Source organism: Bradyrhizobium ivorense, assembly GCF_900696085.1.
Taxonomy (GTDB): Bacteria; Pseudomonadota; Alphaproteobacteria; order Rhizobiales; family Xanthobacteraceae; genus Bradyrhizobium; species Bradyrhizobium ivorense.
In genome coordinates this window covers 394,317-407,953 of sequence record NZ_CAADFC020000033.1, presented here as the reverse complement: position 1 = coordinate 407,953, position 13,637 = coordinate 394,317, and the positions used below count along the sequence as shown (strand labels likewise).

The following is a 13,637-nucleotide window of genomic DNA, read 5'->3' as shown; positions in this document are numbered from 1 at the left end:
CCGCGCATGATCACCAAGTTCAGCCGTCACACCGGCGGCTCGGCGCTGCGGCTCGATCGATCATTACCAGGTGCTGACGCCGGAGGTGCGCAAGGCGTGCGAGTTCTACACCGCCGCGGGCTTCCGCCTCAGCGAGTACATCGCGCCCTCAGGCGCGTTCGATTTGCGCGGCGTGTTCCTGCAGCGCAAGGGCAATCCGCACGACATCGTGTTCTTCAACGGCGCCGGCCCGCGCCTGCATCATTTCGCGTTCCTGGCGCCCGAGGTGCATCATCTGCTGCACGCCTGCGACGTCGCCGGCGAACTCGGCTACGGCGCGTCGGTCGAGCGCGGCCCGGGGCGGCACGGGCCGGGGCACGCGATGTATGTCTACATGCGCGACCCCGACGGCCACCGCGTCGAGCTGTTCAACACCCACTACCAGATCATGGACATCGAGAACGAGCCGGTCGGCTGGGATCCGTCCGACCATGCGATCTCGTTTCCGTGGGGCCTGCCGGCGCGGCAGGCCTGGTTCGAGGAGGCGACGCCGTTCGCCGATGTCGCGATCCGCGAGCCGCAGCTGAAGCCGAAGCCGCTGACGCTCGAAGCCTATCTCGCGAAATAGCATGTCGGCGTCCCCGGTGAATTCGATCTATGATGTGGCGATCGTCGGCCTCGGACCGGTCGGCGCGATCTTCGCCAATCTGCTCGCGACCAGCGGCTTGCGCGTCGCGGTGGTCGAGCGCGCCGGCGTCGTCTACGACAAGCCGCGCGCGATCACGCTCGACCACGAGGCGCTGCGGATCTTCCAGGCGATCGGGCTCGGCGACGCCATGGAGCGGGCGATCGCTCCGCACAACGGCTCGCACTTTCTCGGCGTCGACGGCGAGATCATCAAGAAGTTCGATCCGATGCCGCCGCCGTTTCCGCTCGGCTGGATGCCCAACGTCACCTTCGTGCAGCCGGAGGCGGAACAGGCGCTGCGCGACAGGCTGGCCGAACACGGCAATGCCGACGTCTTTCTCGGCGCGACCGGCGTGTCGCTGCAGCAGGATGACGATGCGACCACCCTGGTCGCCCGCCGCGAGTCCGGCGACGAGCTCGTGATCCGCGCGCGGTACCTGGTCGGTTGCGACGGCGCCAACAGCTTTGTGCGCAAGCAGCTTGGTGTCGGCCTCGAAGACCTCGCCTTCGATGAATGGTGGATGGTGGTGGATACCCTGACCAGCGAGCCCGCCAAGCGGCCGGCCAAGGGCTTTCAGTATTGCTGGCCAGCGCGTCCCGGCACCTTCATCCCCGGCCCGCGCAATCTGCGGCGCTGGGAGATCAAGCTGTTGCAGGGCGAGGATCCGGACGCCGCCGGCGCGCCCGACAATGTCGCAAAACTGCTGAAAGGTTTTACCGACATCTCCGACCTCACGATCTGGCGCTCGGCGGTCTATCGCTTCCACGCCCTGCTCGGACAGCGCTGGCGCGACCGCCGCGTGCTGCTGATGGGCGATGCCGTGCACCAGACGCCGCCGTTCCTCGGGCAGGGACTCTGCGCCGGCATCCGCGACGCGGCCAACCTGGCCTGGAAGCTGCGGCTGGTGCTGCGCGGCGACGCCGGCGAGGCGCTGCTCGACAGCTACGAGATCGAGCGCAAGCCGCATGTCCGCGCGGTGGTCGCCAGCGCCAAGGAATTCGGCAAGGTGATCGGCGAGCTCGATCCGGTCGCCGCCGCCGAGCGCGATGCGCGGCTGCGCGCCGATCTGAAGGCCGGCCGGGCGGAGACGATCCGGCAGAAGTTCATTCCCGATCTCGTCTCCGGCCTGATCGCGCGCGATGCAAAGCTCGCGGGACGGCTGTTCGTGCAGCCCCATGTGCGTGCGCCGGATCGGCGGACCTGCCGCCTGGACGATCTGCTGAAACCGGAGTTCGCGATCGTCGCGGCAACAACGGAGACGCTGGCATGGTTGTCGGATGCGTCACGCGCCGCCTGGCAGCGTCTCTCCGGCGAGCGCGTCGTCATCGCGACGTCAGGCGAGACCACGGACAGCAATGGCATCCTCACCGTGGTCGAGCGCGACGGATTGTTCGCTGACTGGATGCGGCAAAATACCGTCGCGGCGGTGATCGTGCGGCCCGACCGTTATGTGTTCGGTGCCGCCGCCAGCGCCGACGAGCTCAATATGCTTGTCGGACAACTGCTCCAGAACCTCAGCGCAGGGCGCTAATCTTTTCAAGCCGCTGCTTTGTCTGTACCACCGAGGAAACAACATCTCCCGGGGGAAGCCAGTGAACAGCAATCATGACGCGGCCGAATTCGACTACGTCATCGTCGGCGCCGGCTCGGCCGGCTGCGTGCTCGCCAACCGCCTGAGCGCCGACGGCAAGCATTCGGTGCTGCTGCTCGAGGCCGGCCCGAAGGACAGCAACATCTGGATCCACATCCCACTCGGCTACGGCAAGCTGTTCAAGGAAAAATCCGTCAACTGGATGTACCAGACCGAGCCGGAGCCGGGTCTGAACGGCCGGCAGGTGTTCCAGCCGCGCGGCAAGGTGCTCGGCGGCTCCAGCTCTATCAACGGCCTGCTCTATGTGCGCGGCCAGCACGAGGACTACGACCGCTGGCGCCAGCGCGGCAATGCCGGCTGGGGTTATGACGACGTGCTGCCGTACTTCAGGAAGGCGGAAGATCAGCAGCGCGGCAGCGACAAGTATCACGGTGCCGGCGGTCCGCTGCCGGTGTCGGACTGGCGGCATCATGATCCGCTGTCGGAAGCGTTCGTGCATGCCGCGGCCGAGGTCGGGATTCCGACCAATCCGGATTTCAACGGCGCGACCCAGGAGGGCGCCGGCTTCTTCCAGACCACCACCCGGCGCGGCCGGCGCGCGTCCACCGCGTGGTCCTATCTGCGGCCGGCGCTGACGCGCGGCAATCTGCACGTCGAGACCTCGGCGCTGGCGCAGCGCATCCTGTTCGAGGGCAGGCGTGCCAGCGCGGTGGAGTACAAACAGCACGGGCAACTGCGCAAGGCGAAGGCGCGTAAGGAGATCCTGGTGTCGAGCGGCGCGTACAACTCGCCGCAATTGCTGCAGCTGTCCGGCGTCGGTCCCGCCGATCTGTTGAAGCAGCACGGCATCGAGATCGTGCTCGATGCGCCCGGCGTCGGCAACGATCTGCAGGACCATATGCAGGTGCGCCTCATCACGCGCTGCGCGCAGTCGGTCACGCTGAACGATATCGTCAACAATCCGGTGCGCCGGGTCATGGCCGGCCTGCGCTACGCCGCGCTGCGCAAGGGGCCGCTGACGATCGCGGCCGGCACCTCGGGCGCGTTCTTCAAGACCAGCCCGCGGCTGGCCTCGCCCGACATTCAGATCCACTTCCTGCCGTTCTCGACCGACAAGATGGGCGAGAGGTTGCACCCGTTCTCGGGCTTCACCGCCTCGGTCTGCCAGCTGCGCCCGGAAAGCCGCGGTTCGCTGAAGATCAGGAGCGCCGACGCCAGCGTGCCGCCGGAAATCCGCATCAATTATCTGGCGACCGAGACCGACCGCCGCGCCTTCATCGACGGCATCCGCATCCTGCGCAAGATTCTGGCGGCGCCGGCGCTGAAGCCTTATGCGGTCGCGGAGGTCGATCCCGGCGCCAAGGTGGTCAGCGACGACGATCTGCTCGAATTCTGCCGCCGCACCGGCGGCACGGTCTATCACCCGACCTCGACCTGCCGGATGGGCAACGATCCGCTCGCCGTCGTCGACCAGCGGCTGAAGGTGCGCGGCATCGAGGCCTTGCGCGTGGTCGACGCCTCGATCATGCCGGACCTGATGTCGGGCAACACCAACGCGCCGACCATCATGATCGCGGAAAAGGCCTCGGATATGATTCTGGAGGACGCGCGGTAATCCGTCATCCTGAGGTGCTCGCCTCTTCGGCGAGCCTCGAAGGATGCACGGCCCGGAAATCTCCACGCGCGGCACGTTCCACTCGTGGCGGCAACCCGGCCGTCGACCCTTCGAGGGCCGCTGAAGAAGCGGCCACCTCAGGGTGACGGTGAGAGAGCGGATTGCGGGCTACTTCACCCCCGATACGCCCGCACCCGCTGCACCATCTGCTCGACATGGGCGATCGGCGTCTCCGGCAAAATGCCGTGGCCGAGATTGAAGATCAGCCGGCCCTTGCCAAAATTCTCCAGCACGTCGTCGATGGCGCGGTCGAGCGCGGCGCCGCCGGCGATCAGGGCCAAGGGGTCGAGATTGCCTTGCACGGCGGCGCGCGGCTGCACGCGCTCGCGGATCATCGCTGGCTCGGTCGCCCAGTCGATCGAGACCGCGTCGACGGCGGTCTGCTCGACATAGGCCGGCAGCTGGCCGCTGGCGCCGCGCGGAAAGCCGATGATCTTGGCGCCCGGCACCTGCTTGCGCACCCCGGCCACGATGCGCCGCGCCGGCTCGATCGACCAGCGCGCGAACTCGCGCGGCGGCAGCACGCCGGCCCAGGTGTCGAACAGCTGCACGCAATCGGCGCCGGCTTTGATCTGGCCGACCAGATGCTGAATCGAGTTCTCCACCAAGATGTCGATGATCTTGGCGAATGCGTCCGGATGGCGGTAGGCGAGCATCCGCGCCGGCGCCTGGTCCGGCGTGCCTTGCCCCGCCACCATGTAGGTCGCGACCGTCCACGGCGCGCCGCAGAAGCCGATCAGCGCGATCTCGGGCGCGAGCTCGCGCCGCACCCGGCGCAGCGCTTCATAGACCGGCTCGAGCTTGGCGAAATCGGCCTGCGTTGCCAGCGTCGCGATTTCCTCGGGCGTCGCCAGCGGATCGAGCCGCGGACCCTCGCCGGCCTCGAAGCGCACCGCGCGGCCGAGCGCGTAGGGGATCACCAAAATGTCGGAAAAGATGATCGCGGCGTCGAAATTGAAGCGGCGGATCGGCTGCAGCGTCACCTCCGCCGCATAGTCCGGCGTGAAGCAGAGATCGAGGAAGCTGCCGGCCTTGGCGCGCAGCTCGCGATATTCGGGCAGATAGCGTCCGGCCTGCCGCATCATCCAGAGCGGCGGCACGGCTTGCCGGCGGCCGGACAAGACCTCGATGAGCGGTTGGGTGGCGGGGGCCTGGGGCACGCGAAAGGTTCCTGATCAAGGTCGAAAAAGTTGCCGCCCCTGATACACGCTGTGCCGTCTTGGGCCAAGTCTTGGGCCAAGGTCCCGGGCAAGGCGGCTCTGGAACCCTGCTTTGCACGGGCGCGTTGTCCTTCAAATGGAGGGATGACATGGCCGAGAAATTCAATCCTGCGGCGCATGACAAGCATGCCGACAAGCCGCGCGAGGCGCGGCCCGCCGACCGCAAAATTCACAAGCGGCTGGAGGCCGAGCTGGAGGACAGCTTTCCGGCATCCGACCCGGTCAGCGTGACGCAGCCTGCGCCCTCGAAGCACGACGGCGATCGAGACAATTAGCGGCTTTGCACCAGCGCTTCGCTAACCACGATGCAAGCCGGATTCTAGCACGCGAAGTCCTAGATCGGTCCGGGACCGGGGCGCGGCACCCGATCAAACTCGAAGGTCACGCCGAGCCGGCGCTCCAGACGCCAGGCGACGACGCAGCGCCGCCGGATCGGTTCGCTCTCGATCTCGAGTTCGAACGCGAGCGGGATTGCGACGTCGCTTTCCACGGCGAGACCTGCGCCCCCGGTCGAGATGTTGAGCACGAGGCATCCGAGGCTGCTGTCGCGGAAGTAGATCGTGCCGCGCTTCATCAGGATGTTTCGCTGGCTGTCGGTTTTGTACCGTTTTATTGTTGTGCTCACCGCAGGTCTCCTGACCCTGTCATGGTGCCGGCCGAGAACGTTCGCTAATGCGCGACGAGATTGTGTTGAATCGTCATCGCGCTTTGGCTGTTTGTTTGCGCATGTTCGCCGCGCAAACGCGTTCCGCGTTGGTCGCGAGGGAAAGCCGCTTCACCCATCTCCGGGGTCATGCGCTAGTTCACCAGAACCGCGCCGTCGCAGCGGATGCCCATCACCGTGACGTCGACCTGGCCGAGACCGACGCCGAGCGTCGCCAGCAAGGATGCCAGCACCTGATCGATCGGACCGGTCACGCCGTTCAGGATGCCGGTGACCAGGCCGCCCAGTCCCGGAATCGGCAATCCGAGCGGGCCGACACCGATGGTGAGGGACAGGTCGCCGAGCAGGCTGCTGGTCAGCGATGAGAGAAAATTGGTCGTCGTCACCGTCTTCTTCGTTCCCGACTGAATCTCGCTGTAGCTGAAATTGACGTTGGTCGGCGTGGTGTTGCCCATGCCGGCATGGGCAAGCCCGCTGACCGTGGCGCCCAGCACATTGACCAGCGTCGCCGGCGGCGGATTCGGCTTGTGCGTGAAGTTGGTCATGTCGGCAACGGTGACATTGCCGATCCACGCATCGATGATTCCCGGCGTCACCCCGATCGTGACCTGGGACGTGTTGATGTTCGGATGGCCGCAGGACACCGCATTGAGCGTCGCGGTGCCGGAGGCGACCTCGACATAGATCGGCAGGTTGATCGTCGAGACGCTGCCGCTGCCGAGCACCTGGACCGACACCAGCAGCCGGGTCTGCGCGGTGTGGACGCTGACGCCCTGGGTGCCGACCGCGATCCAGCTCGAGCCGACGGGGCGCTCGCCGACCGTGGCGAGCACGCTCACATTGGCGATGCCGGGCAGGCCGAGATTCACGCTGGTTGCGATCTGGTGGCTGCCGTTGGCGATCTGCGCCACCGTGCTGACGAGGTCGAATACCGAAACGCTGGCGCCGACCTTGGGCTTCTGCCCCACCGTGAGGTTGGCAAAGGGGCCAAGGTCGACCAGCGAGCCGGGCGTGATCTTGGTCGAGGAGCCGGTCACGGCCTGCGAGATCGTCGACAGCGCGGTGGTCGCGGCGTTCGCGCCGTTGGTGATCTGCTGCGTGGTCAGCGCGGCGGCCATGATGTCGCCGACCTTGATGTTGCTGCTCAAGAGGTCGCTGTAGGTGACGCCGGTCAGGCTGACCCGCGTCGCCAGCGCCGACAGGAAATCCAGCGCGTCGATCTTGGCGCTGATCAGCGCATTGTAGTCCATCACCGAGAGCGAAATCGTCGTGCCGAGCATGCTGCCGAGCATCGCATTGAGCACGCCGCCGTTGACCGCGAGCAGCCGCGAGCCGATCTGGAACGCCGCCATCTCGGTGGACGTCGCGGTGGCGGTGGTCCGGATCGAGAAGGTGCTCGAGCCGGTCAGGTAGCGCGCGAAATAAAGCGGGGTCTGGGTATTCAGCGTGACGCGCGCGGCGTTGGGGGTGCCGACGGCCGGGGTCACGAACCGCGCCTGCGGTGCGATCGCGCTGTTTGCGGTGTAGGTCCCGGTTTCGACCCTGACCAGCGCGCTGGCCGGATAATTGTTCTGCGTCACCGTCGCGGTGGCGGCGTTGGTCGGGTTGTTCAGATTGGCGGCAGCGACGATCGCGGCGAGGTCGGCGGTGCTCTGCGTCTTGCGCCGGTCGGCGAAGATGGAGCCGAGATCGACCGCAAGCCCGGCGCAGCCGATGACCAGTGTCATCAGGCCCGCGCTGATCATCGCGAAGTTGCCTCGTTCATCGGCGCCGAAGCGCCGAACCAGATTGACGGTCCCTGCCATTTTCATTGTTAGAATCCTCCGTACTGGATTGCGGCCGAGCGCACGATGGTGGTCGACGGCGCGCGAACGAAGGGTAGGCTGTAGATGAAGCTGTTGGCCGCGTTGTAGTTGACCGTCACCACATAGACGTTGGCGTTCGACGGCGACGGCGCGGCGCTGACCGTGAGATTGCCGGGCACCAATAGCGGGTAGGTCGAAGCGTTCGCGGCGACGTAGCTCGTCGCGAGGCTGTTGCGTTCAGTGTCGGTCATCCCGGCGACCGATGATCGCGCCGCCTCGGCGGCGAGTTGCTGAACGCCATGCACCATCGCCAGATACGAGCCGAACACGACGATGCCGAATATCACGGCGAGAAACAGCGGCAGCATCAGTGCGAATTCGACGGCCGATGTGCCGCTTCGACAGCGGAAAAACCTGATCATTGCACATACCTCGCAATGCAATTTGTGCCACCACGTTGCGAGGCTTTGATTAAGGAAAACTATGAAAACGCTTCCGCGAATCAGTGGTGCCAATCCGGACAAATGGCCGCACCAAATTTATTGGGTCCGCGATGCCTTATGGGGCGATCAAAATCCTTGATGCGATGTCCGGAGAAATGCGGGTGTGCAGCAGCGCGGACTGGCGGATGCCCTCGTCCGATACCGTAGCACTACGTAGCAATGCACGTAACGATGCATAAGGGGCTGGAATACTGTATCGGCGCCGAAAATTGCAGCTAAACCAAGCTGCAACCAAATGTTAGTATAGCTCAACCACATACTATGGAGATCGTAACTGCGTCCCGTGCTGAGATTGGAGCGCTCGCGATGCACAGACCACGTCAGCATTTGAATATTCCTACTGAGATCGTTCGCACGGTCGTTGCCATTGCAGAGACAGGAAGCCTATCGAAGGCCGGGGAGCGGCTCGGTCTCAGCCAGCCGGCGATAAGCTCGCAGGTGAAGCGACTGCAGAGCCTGGTCGGCGGCGCGCTCTTCATCAGAACGGCCAATGGCACCACGACCACCGAACTCGGAAAAGTCGCCGTGCAGCAGGCCCGGCGGATCCTGGAGGCGAACGACCAGCTGCTTCGGCTCGGTGGCACTCATGAAGGACCGCAGCCGCTGCGGCTCGGGTTGAGCACGATGCTCGCCGAGGAATTCCTCAAGCTGCATCCGTCCGACGCGCTGGCCGATGTCCTGGTCCACGCCGACATGTCGCCGACGATCATCAGAGGCTTGATCGACGGCTACATCGACATTGCCTTCGTCTACAGCAATCCGTTGCTCGAGGCCGAAGACGAGATGACGATCGCCAACGAGGCCGACGAACGCTCGGTTTGGGTGCGATCACGCGATTTTGTGCTGCGGCCGGGGGCGCCGATCCCGGTGCTGGCGTGGCCGGGTGACGACTGGATGATCCGCACCCTGACCAAGCACAACATCTCCTACAAGATCGTGTTCAGAAGCCCGAACCATCAGCTGCGGCTCGAGGCCGCACGGGCCGGCTACGGCCTGACGGCGTGCCCCGAGCGGATGATTCCGCCGTTCCTGGTTTCGGCCAAGGACTACTACCTGCCGGAGCTGCCGGTGCAGAAGCGCTTGCTGTGCGTGCGCCCGGGCCTCGAAGGAAGCCGCGCGACGGCGCTGGTGCAGCGCCTGTCTAGCCTGTTCTTCAGCGGCGCCAAGCCGATCCGTCAGGTGAGCAACCTGTAAGCCTGGCGCCGCCACGGCGGCGCCGGTCAGTAGTGCGGCGGGCGCTCGTTGGCGGGGTCCGGCGCCTGGCGCTCGGCCTCCTGCAGCCGGTCGCGCAACTCGGCGATCTGGCGCGTCAGCGCGTCGATCTGCTTCCACTGCGCCGTGATGGTCTGGTTCAGCGTCTCGATGGTCTCGTCCTGGTAGGTCAGGCGGACCTCCAGCGCATCGATCCGTTCGCTGAGCTTTGCGGCGTCACTCATCGGCGGTGGCCTCAAAGCCGCGCTGGCGCAGGCCGTGGCCGAGCGCGACGCGCTCGTCGAACACGAAGCAGTCGCCGCGCCAGCGGCTGTCGCGCTCCGGCGTCGCCTCGAGATATTTCAGGATGCCGCCCTTGAGGTGATAGACCTCGGCAAAGCCGCGGGCGAGCAGATAGGCGCTGGCCTTCTCGCAGCGAATGCCGCCGGTGCAGAACATCGCGATCCTCCTGTGCTTGGCGGGATCGAGGTGACGCGCGGCAAACTGCTTGAACTCGCCGAAGCGCGCGATCTTGGGATCCAGCGCGCCCTCGAACGTGCCCATCGCGACCTCGAAGGCGTTGCGGGTGTCGAGCAGCAGCATGTCGGGCGAGGCGATCAGCGCGTTCCAGTCGGCGGCGTCGACATAGGTGCCGACCTGCCGGGTCGGGTCGACCGTGGTGTCGCCGAGCGTCACGATCTCCTTCTTCAGCCGCACCTTGAGCCGCCCGAACGGCATCTGCGCGGCTGCGGAGAATTTCAGCTCGAGATCACTGAGCCGGCCGCCGAACAGCGGTCCGTGCCGCAACTCCGCGACGAAGCCGTCGATGCCTGCGGCCGGGCCGGCGACGGTGCCGTTGATGCCCTCATGCGCCAGCAGCACGCTGCCCTTGAGATCGTGCCCGGCGGCGAGCGCGCGCAGCGGCTCGCGCAGTGCGCGGAAATCGGGCAGCGCGGCGAACTGGTAGAAGGCGGCGACCTTGAGCGGCATGATGGCGGGGGTTTATCAGCCCGACCAGGCTGGCGAAACCCCGCAAAGCCATGCGCTAGCGAGATAATTCCCCTGATGATTCACTGGTATGCCAGGCATTGCCCAGCCGGGGATGAATGTGTCATGTACCTCGCACCCACCGCAGCCGCGTCAGAACATCAGAAGCAAGCGAGCGCTCGATTATGAGGAATTTCCATTTCGCCGGCCGTTCCACGGTCCACGCCCAGAACGCGATGGTGGCGACCTCGCATCCGGAGGCGGCGCTCGCGGCCATCGAGGTGATGCGCGAGGGCGGCACCGCGGCCGACGCTGCGGTCGCGGCCTGCGCACTGCTCGGCGTCATCGAGCCGCAATCGACCGGCATCGGCGGCGATTGCTTTGCGCTGATCCAGCCGCGCGGCGAGGGCAAGATCATCGCCTATAACGGCTCCGGCCGCGCGCCGATGGCGGCGACCGCGGACTGGTACCTCGAGCGCAAGATCCATTCGGTGCCGCTGACCTCGGCGCACGCCGTCAGCATCCCGGGCGCGATCGACGCCTGGGACGTGATCCTGCGGGATCACGGCAAGTTCGGCTTCGACCGGCTGCTGCAGCCGGCGATCAAGGCCGCCGAGGAGGGTTATGTGGTCGCCCCGCGCATCGCCTTCGACTGGAAGAACGGTTTTGAGAAGCTGAAGAACGGCACCAACACCGAGCGCTATCTCTTGCCGCACGGCAAGCCGGCGGTGGCCGGCGACGTGATCCGCCAGCCCGAACTCGGCGAGACGCTGCGCGCGATCGCCCAGAAGGGGCGCGACGCCTTCTACTCCGGCGAGATCGCGGCCGACATGGTCGACACGCTGCGCCGCATCGGCGGCCTGCACACGCTGGAGGATTTCGCCGCGCATTCGACCGAGACGACGTCGCCGATCGGCACGATGTACAAGGGCTATGACGTCTGGCAGTGCCCGCCGAACGGCCCGGGCATCACCATGCTGGTGATGCTCAACATCCTGTCGCGCTTCGACCTGACGCAATTCAAGCCGCTCAGCATCGAGCGTTTCCACCTCGAGGCGGAAGCCGCGCGCATCGCCTACATGATGCGCGAGCAGCATATCGGCGATCCCCAGCAGGTGCATGTCGACGTCGCCGGCATCCTGTCGAAGGAATTCGCCGACGAGCACATCAAGAACATCCGGATGGACCGGCTGCTCGATCTGCCCAACGTCGCACCGCCGATGAATCCGTCGACGGTCTACATCACCGTGGTCGACAAGGACCGCAACGCCTGCTCGTTCATCAATTCGATCGCGCACTCGTTCGGCTCGGCGATCGTGTCCGACAAGACCGGCATCCTGCTGCAGAACCGCGCCGGCGGCTTCCGCATTCAGCCCGGCCATCCCAACTGCATCGCGCCGGGCAAGCGTCCGCTGCACACCATCATCCCGGCGCTGGCCACCAAGAACGGCCGCGCCGTGATGCCGTACGGCGTGATGGGCGGCCAGTACCAGCCGGTCGGCCAGACCCATGTGCTGACCAACATCCTCGACTATGGCTGCGACGTGCAGGAGGCGATCGACATGCCGCGCGGCCTGCACTACGAGGGCGTCTACCAGCTCGAGGACTCCGTGCCGGCCGAGATCGTCGAAGGGCTGAAGAAGATCGGCCACAAGACCGTCCGCGTGGTCCCGCCGCTCGGCGGCGGCCAGGCGATCTGGATCGATTGGGACAAGGGCACGCTGACCGGCGGCTCCGATCCGCGCAAGGACGGCTGCGCGCTCGGCTACTGATTGCCATATCAAGGAGAACGATAAGATGCGATCTTCCCGACGCACGATCATCAGGACTGCGCTCGCCGGCCTTGCGGCCGCGGTCTCCACGCCCGTTGTCAGCGAGATGGCAGCGGCCCAAACTGCAGGAAAGCCCATGACCACAGCTTCAGGCCTCCAGATCATCGACAGCAAGGTCGGCACCGGCGCTTCGCCGAAATCCGGCCAGATCTGCGTCATGCACTACACCGGCTGGCTCTACGAGAACGGCCAGAAGGGCAAGAAATTCGACTCCTCCGTCGACCGCAACGAGCCGTTCGAGTTTCCGATCGGCGCCGGCCGCGTCATCAAGGGCTGGGACGAGGGCGTCGCCAGCATGAAGGTCGGCGGCAAGCGCACGCTGATCATCCCGCCGGAGCTCGGCTATGGCGCGCGCGGCGCCGGCGGCGTGATCCCGCCGAATGCGACGCTGATGTTCGACGTCGAACTGCTGGGCGTGAAGTAGCAAGCCCGCAACAAGGGGAGGCGCAGCGATGAAGGTCTCGATCCTCGACGATTACTTCGACACGCTGCGCACCCTCGACGCCTTCCGCAAGCTCGACGGCTACGACGTCACGGTCTGGAACGATCATGTCCAGGACGTCGATGCGCTGGTCGAGCGGTTGCGCGACACCGACGTGCTGGTCTTGATCCGGGAGCGGACCCAGATCCGCACGCCGCTGCTGGAGCGGCTGCCGAAGCTGAAGCTGATCAGCCAGCGCAGCGTCTATCCGCACATCGATATCGACACCTGCACGCGGCTCGGCATCGTCGTGTCCTCGGGCCAGCATGCGGATACGCCGTCCTACGCCACCGCCGAATTCACCTGGGGCCTGATCCTGGCGGCGATGCGCGCGATCCCGCAGCAGATGGCGGCGCTGAAGGCCGGCAAGTGGCAGATCGGCGTCGGCCACTCGGTGCGGGGCAAGACGCTCGGCATCTACGGCTATGGCCGGATCGGCGCGGTGGTCGCAGGCTACGGCAAGGCTTTCGGCATGAACGTCTTGGTCTGGGCGCGCGAGGCCGCGATGGCCAAGGCGCGCGCCGACGGCTACGAGACTGCCGCCAGCAAGGCGGATTTCTTCGCGCGCTGCGACGTGCTCTCGCTGCACATGCGGCTGGTCGACGCCACGCGCGGCATCGTCAAGGCGGAAGATCTGGCACGCATGAAGCAGACTGCACTGATCGTCAACACCAGCCGCGCGCCGCTGATCGAGCCGGGCGCGCTGGTTGGTGCGCTGCGCGCCGGCCGGCCCAGCATGGCCGCGGTCGACGTCTATGAGAAAGAGCCGCTGCGCGACACCTCAGATCCGCTGCTCAACATGGACAACGTCGTCTGCACGCCGCATCTCGGCTACGTCTCGCGCGACGAGTACGAGATCCAGTTCACCGACATCTTCGATCAGATTTTGGCCTACGCCGCCGGCAGACCGACCGATGTGGTCAATCCGGATGTGCTGGCAAAGGCCCGCCCGCGGGGCTGACAAGCGTCACTGACGCGCAAACGGCCGGCCCGTTCGACCGGTCTCCGCAATTCATCGTCC

General features: G+C 65.9%; 14 protein-coding genes. 8 read left to right on the top strand and 6 right to left on the bottom strand.

Going from position 1 to position 13,637, the window contains the following annotated elements:
• Window positions 1-70 precede the first annotated feature (70 nt).
• The 3 genes from CI41S_RS44815 to CI41S_RS40360 all read left to right on the top strand — a co-directional run bounded on the left by CI41S_RS44815 (window position 71) and on the right by CI41S_RS40360 (window position 3,873).
• Window positions 71-607 (top strand): VOC family protein, encoded by a 537-nt coding sequence (locus CI41S_RS44815; RefSeq protein WP_244626843.1) that lies wholly within the window; start codon window positions 71-73, stop codon window positions 605-607.
• A 1-nt stretch (window position 608) separates the two neighbouring features.
• A complete protein-coding gene (gene mhpA / locus CI41S_RS40365) occupies window positions 609-2,198 on the top strand; it encodes a bifunctional 3-(3-hydroxy-phenyl)propionate/3-hydroxycinnamic acid hydroxylase MhpA (RefSeq protein ID WP_139864526.1) in 1,590 nt (529 codons plus the stop codon).
• A 61-nt stretch (window positions 2,199-2,259) separates the two neighbouring features.
• A complete protein-coding gene (locus tag CI41S_RS40360) occupies window positions 2,260-3,873 on the top strand; it encodes a GMC family oxidoreductase (protein WP_139864525.1) in 1,614 nt (537 codons plus the stop codon).
• Between the two features lie 173 nt (window positions 3,874-4,046).
• Here CI41S_RS40360 and hemE read toward each other — a convergent pair whose 3' ends face one another.
• Window positions 4,047-5,093: a uroporphyrinogen decarboxylase gene (gene hemE / locus CI41S_RS40355; protein WP_139864524.1), complete on the bottom strand. Its 1,047-nt coding sequence runs from the start codon at window positions 5,091-5,093 to the stop codon at window positions 4,047-4,049.
• 149 nt (window positions 5,094-5,242) lie between these two features.
• Here hemE and CI41S_RS40350 point away from each other — a divergent pair, with 149 nt between their 5' ends.
• Window positions 5,243-5,428, top strand: coding sequence for a hypothetical protein (locus CI41S_RS40350; protein WP_139864523.1), 186 nt, complete (start codon window positions 5,243-5,245; stop codon window positions 5,426-5,428).
• A 59-nt stretch (window positions 5,429-5,487) separates the two neighbouring features.
• Here CI41S_RS40350 and CI41S_RS40345 read toward each other — a convergent pair whose 3' ends face one another.
• From CI41S_RS40345 to CI41S_RS40335, 3 genes are all read right to left on the bottom strand, one after another.
• Window positions 5,488-5,727, bottom strand: coding sequence for a PilZ domain-containing protein (locus tag CI41S_RS40345; protein WP_139864522.1), 240 nt, complete (start codon window positions 5,725-5,727; stop codon window positions 5,488-5,490).
• A gap of 224 nt (window positions 5,728-5,951) precedes the next feature.
• Window positions 5,952-7,622 (bottom strand): pilus assembly protein TadG-related protein, encoded by a 1,671-nt coding sequence (locus CI41S_RS40340; protein WP_139864742.1) that lies wholly within the window; start codon window positions 7,620-7,622, stop codon window positions 5,952-5,954.
• A gap of 8 nt (window positions 7,623-7,630) precedes the next feature.
• Window positions 7,631-8,044, bottom strand: coding sequence for a TadE/TadG family type IV pilus assembly protein (locus CI41S_RS40335; protein ID WP_139481074.1), 414 nt, complete (start codon window positions 8,042-8,044; stop codon window positions 7,631-7,633).
• A gap of 387 nt (window positions 8,045-8,431) precedes the next feature.
• On the opposite strand from CI41S_RS40335, the gene CI41S_RS40330 reads away from it, so the two are divergent.
• Window positions 8,432-9,319, top strand: coding sequence for a LysR family transcriptional regulator (locus CI41S_RS40330; protein ID WP_244626842.1), 888 nt, complete (start codon window positions 8,432-8,434; stop codon window positions 9,317-9,319).
• 26 nt (window positions 9,320-9,345) lie between these two features.
• Here CI41S_RS40330 and CI41S_RS40325 read toward each other — a convergent pair whose 3' ends face one another.
• Both CI41S_RS40325 and trhO read right to left on the bottom strand, forming a co-directional pair.
• Window positions 9,346-9,561: a SlyX family protein gene (locus CI41S_RS40325; protein WP_139864521.1), complete on the bottom strand. Its 216-nt coding sequence runs from the start codon at window positions 9,559-9,561 to the stop codon at window positions 9,346-9,348.
• Window positions 9,554-10,306 carry an oxygen-dependent tRNA uridine(34) hydroxylase TrhO gene (gene trhO, locus CI41S_RS40320; protein ID WP_139864520.1) on the bottom strand — a complete coding sequence of 251 codons (753 nt, stop codon included), beginning with the start codon at window positions 10,304-10,306 and terminating at the stop codon, window positions 9,554-9,556. Before trhO ends, CI41S_RS40325 begins: the two co-directional genes overlap by 8 nt.
• Before the next feature lie 182 nt (window positions 10,307-10,488).
• Here trhO and ggt point away from each other — a divergent pair, with 182 nt between their 5' ends.
• The 3 genes from ggt to CI41S_RS40305 are packed head-to-tail and all read left to right on the top strand — an operon-like array spanning window position 10,489 to window position 13,577.
• Complete coding sequence (ggt, locus tag CI41S_RS40315) at window positions 10,489-12,075, top strand: gamma-glutamyltransferase (RefSeq protein ID WP_139864519.1); 1,587 nt, start codon at window positions 10,489-10,491, stop codon at window positions 12,073-12,075.
• A gap of 25 nt (window positions 12,076-12,100) precedes the next feature.
• The gene (locus CI41S_RS40310) at window positions 12,101-12,559 is read left to right on the top strand and encodes an FKBP-type peptidyl-prolyl cis-trans isomerase (protein WP_139481070.1); all 459 of its coding nucleotides are present in this window, start codon (window positions 12,101-12,103) and stop codon (window positions 12,557-12,559) included.
• Window positions 12,560-12,587: 28 nt separating this feature from the next.
• A complete protein-coding gene (locus CI41S_RS40305; RefSeq protein ID WP_139481069.1) occupies window positions 12,588-13,577 on the top strand; it encodes a D-2-hydroxyacid dehydrogenase family protein in 990 nt (329 codons plus the stop codon).
• Window positions 13,578-13,637 lie beyond the last annotated feature (60 nt).